This is a genomic window from Mesorhizobium sp. M1A.F.Ca.IN.022.07.1.1 (assembly GCF_003997575.1).
In the GTDB taxonomy this organism is placed as follows: Bacteria; Pseudomonadota; Alphaproteobacteria; order Rhizobiales; family Rhizobiaceae; genus Mesorhizobium.
In genome coordinates this window covers 1-4240 of record NZ_RZST01000433.1, presented here as the reverse complement: position 1 = coordinate 4240, position 4240 = coordinate 1, and the positions used below count along the sequence as shown (strand labels likewise).

Below are 4240 nucleotides of genomic sequence, written 5' to 3'. Positions count from 1 at the left end.
GTGCGGCGCACATGCGCGCCGTCGGCGCCCGACGGCAGCGCGAAGCGCAACGCCCTGCCGGGTTTCTTGCCGTAGCGGGTGAAGGCGTAGCCACCGAGGACGACGGCCAGCGCCGCAAGATCGGGCGCTGGCAGATCCGGGGCGAAATGCCATTCACCCTCGGGCAGCGACCGCGCCAGGGCGCCCACGGCAAGCTGGCTCTCGCTGTCGCCGGTGCCGAACAGCGCGCCTGCGAGACCGCCACCTTCGCCCGGCAGAACGAGCGTGCGGCCCGCCTCGCCGGAAAAGCCGTTGGCCCGTGCCCAGGCGATGACGGAAGGGGAAAGGCCAGTGCCGTCGAGGCCATCCTTTCCCACCAGGTAGACTGGCAAGGCTGCTTCCGGTTTCTTGTCAACGAGTTCGACAGGCATTCGATGGTCTCCGGCCGGCACAGCGAGTCGGCTTCTTAACGATCCGTTAGGGTTAACAGAATATTTCTGTGGGAGGGAAGACGGCCAGCTTAATGGCCGCGCAGGAATGGAGATAGGCGCCGATGCCGCTCAAAGCGTTGACCTTCACAAGCAAGCGTCTGGTCACCACGGCATTGCTGGCGGTGCTGGCGGCCAGCGTGGCCGGCTGCGGCAGCACCAGCAAGTTCACGACCGGCTCCATTTCCCGCTCCGACAACCGGCCCCTCGAAACGATGTCGGCCAGCGAACTGCACAGCGCCACGACCAGGCTCGGCGAATCCTACGCCCGGAACCCGAATGACAAACGCATCGCCACCAACTATGCCGCGGCGCTGCAGATGGATGGCGACGCCGACCAGTCGCTGGCGGTGATGCGCAAGCTCGCGATCGCCTACCCCAAGGACCGCGACGTGCTCGCCGCCTACGGCAAGGCGCTTGCCGCCAACGGGCAGTTCGAGCAGGCGCTCGATGCGGTGCGCCGCGCGCAGACGCCGGAATATCCGGACTGGCGCCTGGTTTCGGCGGAAGCCGCCATCCTTGACCAGATGGGGCAGCGGGACGAGGCACGTCAGGACTACCGGAAGGCGCACGAGCTCAAGCCGAACGAACCCTCGATCCTTTCCAATCTCGGCATGTCCTATGTGCTGGAGGGGGATCTGCGCACCGCCGAGACCTATATGCGCTCGGCCGCGCAGCAACCCAACGCCGACAGCCGGGTGCGGCAGAACCTGGCGCTGGTCGTCGGCCTGCAGGGTCGTTTCGACGAGGCCGAAAAGATCGCCTCGCAGGAGCTTTCGCCGGAGCAGGCGCAGGCCAATATCGCCTATCTGCGCCAGATGCTTGCGCAGCAGAATGCCTGGAGCCAACTCAAGGATCAGGACAAGGGCAAGGCGAAGGTCGCGACCAACTGACTGCCCGGCACCTACAGAGGTCATCGTTCTACGGAAACCGCGAGTTGCTCTAGCTGTTTGTTTTTTCCGCAATTCCGGACGGAAAACCGTTACACGCTTTTCCTGGAATTGCTTCAAGGCTGGGCCAGACAGCAAAGCCGCGCGGCGCCTGCCACGCGGCTTCTGTCATGACTTCGATGGCTTCGCCTATTGGCTGCTGGAATTGTGCTGATCGCCAAAGATGCCGCGCTGGCTGACCTGGATGCCGGCCGGCCCTAGAATGATGGCGAACAGAACCGGCAGGAAGAAGAGGATCATCGGCACGGTGAGCTTCGGCGGCAGTGCTGCGGCCTTCTTTTCGGCCGCATTCATACGCATGTCGCGGCTTTCTGAGGCGAGCACGCGCAGCGCATGCGCCACCGGCGTGCCGTAGCGCTCCGCCTGGACCAGGGCCTGGGTCACCGCCTTCACGGAATCCAGGCCGGTGCGGCTTGCCAGGTTCTCGTAAGCGACCCTGCGGTCCTGCAGATAGGAGAGCTCGGCATTGGTGAGCACGAATTCCTCGGCGAGGGCGACGGACTGAGTACCGATCTCGTCGGCGACCTTGCGAAGCGCTGCTTCCACCGACATGCCGGATTCGACGCAGATCAGCATCAGGTCGAGCGCGTCCGGCCATGCCAGTTGGATCGACTGCTTGCGTTTGGTGGCGCGGTTGTTGACGTAGAGGATCGGCGCATAGAAGCCGCCATAGGCTACAAGAATGCAGACGAACAGCTTGATGAAGGCAGGCTGCTGCGCCAGACCGCCGAGAAGGAACAGGTAGATCGCCGCGAGCGCGAATCCGACAAAGGGCAGGATCAGACGAAAGAACAGGAAGCGCGTCAGCGGATTCTGGCCGCGGAAGCCTGCAACTTTCAACTTCTGCAGCGTGCCTTCGTCGGCAAGCGCGCGCTTGAGATCCAGCCGTTCGACGATGTTGCGCATGCCGATCGACTGTTCCTCGCGCAAACCCTTGCGGCGGCGATCGGCTTCATTGGCGAGCCGCTGACGCTGCTTGGCGCGCAGCTCATCACGCTCGAGCGCCACGGTTTTCATGCGCGCCTTGAGCTGATTGCCGCCAAGCGCAGGCATGAGCGTGAAGACGGTCGCAAAAACCGCGATGCCGACCAGGAGCGCGATAAGAAACGAAGGATCGGTTAGCGTCTTGACGACCTGGTCTGTCATTGGATCCGCGTCCCTACACTTCGAAGTTCATCATCTTGCGCATCACCAGGATGCCGATCGACATCCAGACGCCGGAGCAGCCGAGGATCAGATTGCCGACGCTGGTGGTGAATAGCGGCATGATGTAGTTCGGACTTGTCAGATAGACGAGAAAGGCGACGACGAACGGCAGGGCGCCGATGATGACGGCGGATGCCTTTGCTTCCATCGACAGCGCCTGTACCTTGGCCTTCATCTTCTTGCGGTCGCGCAGCACGCGCGAAAGGTTGCCCAGCGCTTCGGACAGATTGCCGCCGGCCTGCGACTGGATCTGGATGACGATGCCGAAGAAGCCGGCCTCGGTGCATGGCATGGTCTCGGACATGCGCATCGTGGCATCGGGGATCGACATACCCATCTGCTGGGAATCGACGATACGGCGGAATTCGGAGCGGACCGGCTCCGGGGATTCGTTGGCGATCAGGCGGATCGCGTCGTTGAGCGGCAGACCGGACTTCACCGCGCGCACGATGATGTCGAGGGCATTCGGGAATTCCTCCAGGAAGGCCTTCACCCGGCGCGCGCGACGAAACGAGACGAACCAGCGCGGCAGGCCGAGGGCTCCGGCCAAGAGAGCGCCGGGCAGGACCAGCAACGGCGCGCCGGCAAGAAAGGCGAGGATCGTAAGCACGATGCCGCAGATCACCGAGTAGATGTAGAAGCGCTCGAGGGAGACGGTCATGCCGGCCTGGCGGATCTGGGCCCTCAGCGGCGGTTTCTTGACGTTGCGGTCATTGGTTTTCTGCTTTTCATCGAGCTGCTTGAGCGAATCCTGAAGCGTCTTGCGCCGTCTGACCGCTTCCGCGGCGCGGTCGCGCGTAGCCTTCACCACCGATCGGTCGGTCTCGGCCGTCTTGATCGTTTCAAGGCGCTTGCCGGCCTGCTTCTCGTTATCGATGCGCTTGAACAGGAAGGCATAGGCTATCGCGCCGGCGCTGAGGCCCGCGAGCACGACGAAAGCCAGAACCGTGGTGTCAATTCCGAACATCGACCGGGGCCCCTACACCTCCAGATGCACCAGAGCGGTTCAGCTTTTTACAAAAGCGCTGACCCGCTCTAAGTATTTGTTTTTACGCAATTCCGGACGGAAAACCGCTACGCACTTTTCCTGGAATTGCTCTAGTCAGCGCGTTTCTCCATGGCCTCGAGCGCGTTGGCGAGGCGCTGCTCCTCGCCATAGTAGCGGGCACGATCCCAGAAATGCGGCCGGCCGATGCCGGTGGAGACATGCTCGCCGATCAGACGGCCGCTCGCGTCCTCGCCCTTGATGTTGTAGAGGACGAGGTCCTGGGTGATGATGACGTCGCCTTCCATGCCGATCACCTCGGTGATGTGGGTGATGCGGCGCGAGCCGTCGCGCAGACGAGCCGCCTGGATGATCACGTCCACCGAGCCGACGACGATCTCGCGCACCGTCCTCTGCGGCAGCGAATAACCGCCCATGGCGATCATCGATTCAATACGGTTCAGGCATTCGCGCGGGCTGTTGGAGTGGATCGTTCCCATCGAGCCGTCATGGCCGGTGTTCATCGCCTGCAGAAGGTCGAACACTTCCGGTCCGCGCACCTCGCCGACGATGATCCGTTCGGGCCGCATGCGCAGGCAGTTCTTGACGAGATCGCGCATGGTCACCTCGCC

The 4240-nt window shown here is 63.1% G+C and carries 4 protein-coding genes and 1 pseudogene; 1 reads left to right on the top strand and 4 read right to left on the bottom strand.

What is annotated here, in order from left to right; genetic code table 11:
- A pseudogene (locus tag EOA75_RS29720) lies at positions 1–410 on the bottom strand (leucyl aminopeptidase family protein); the annotation flags it as partial.
- Positions 411–532: 122 nt separating this feature from the next.
- Here EOA75_RS29720 and EOA75_RS29715 point away from each other — a divergent pair.
- On the top strand, positions 533–1360 hold the full coding sequence (locus EOA75_RS29715; protein WP_127325816.1) for a tetratricopeptide repeat protein: 828 nt from the start codon (positions 533–535) through the stop codon (positions 1358–1360).
- Between the two features lie 186 nt (positions 1361–1546).
- On the opposite strand, the gene EOA75_RS29710 is transcribed toward EOA75_RS29715, so the two are convergent.
- From EOA75_RS29710 to EOA75_RS29700, 3 genes are all read right to left on the bottom strand, one after another.
- A complete protein-coding gene (locus EOA75_RS29710; RefSeq protein ID WP_066996444.1) occupies positions 1547–2563 on the bottom strand; it encodes a type II secretion system F family protein in 1017 nt (338 codons plus the stop codon).
- Positions 2564–2576: 13 nt separating this feature from the next.
- Entirely contained in the window at positions 2577–3590 is a 1014-nt protein-coding gene (locus tag EOA75_RS29705; protein ID WP_066996441.1) for a type II secretion system F family protein, read from the bottom strand.
- 131 nt (positions 3591–3721) lie between these two features.
- Positions 3722–4240: ATPase, T2SS/T4P/T4SS family (locus EOA75_RS29700; RefSeq protein WP_164747654.1), on the bottom strand; the 519-nt coding region annotated here is incomplete at its 5' end.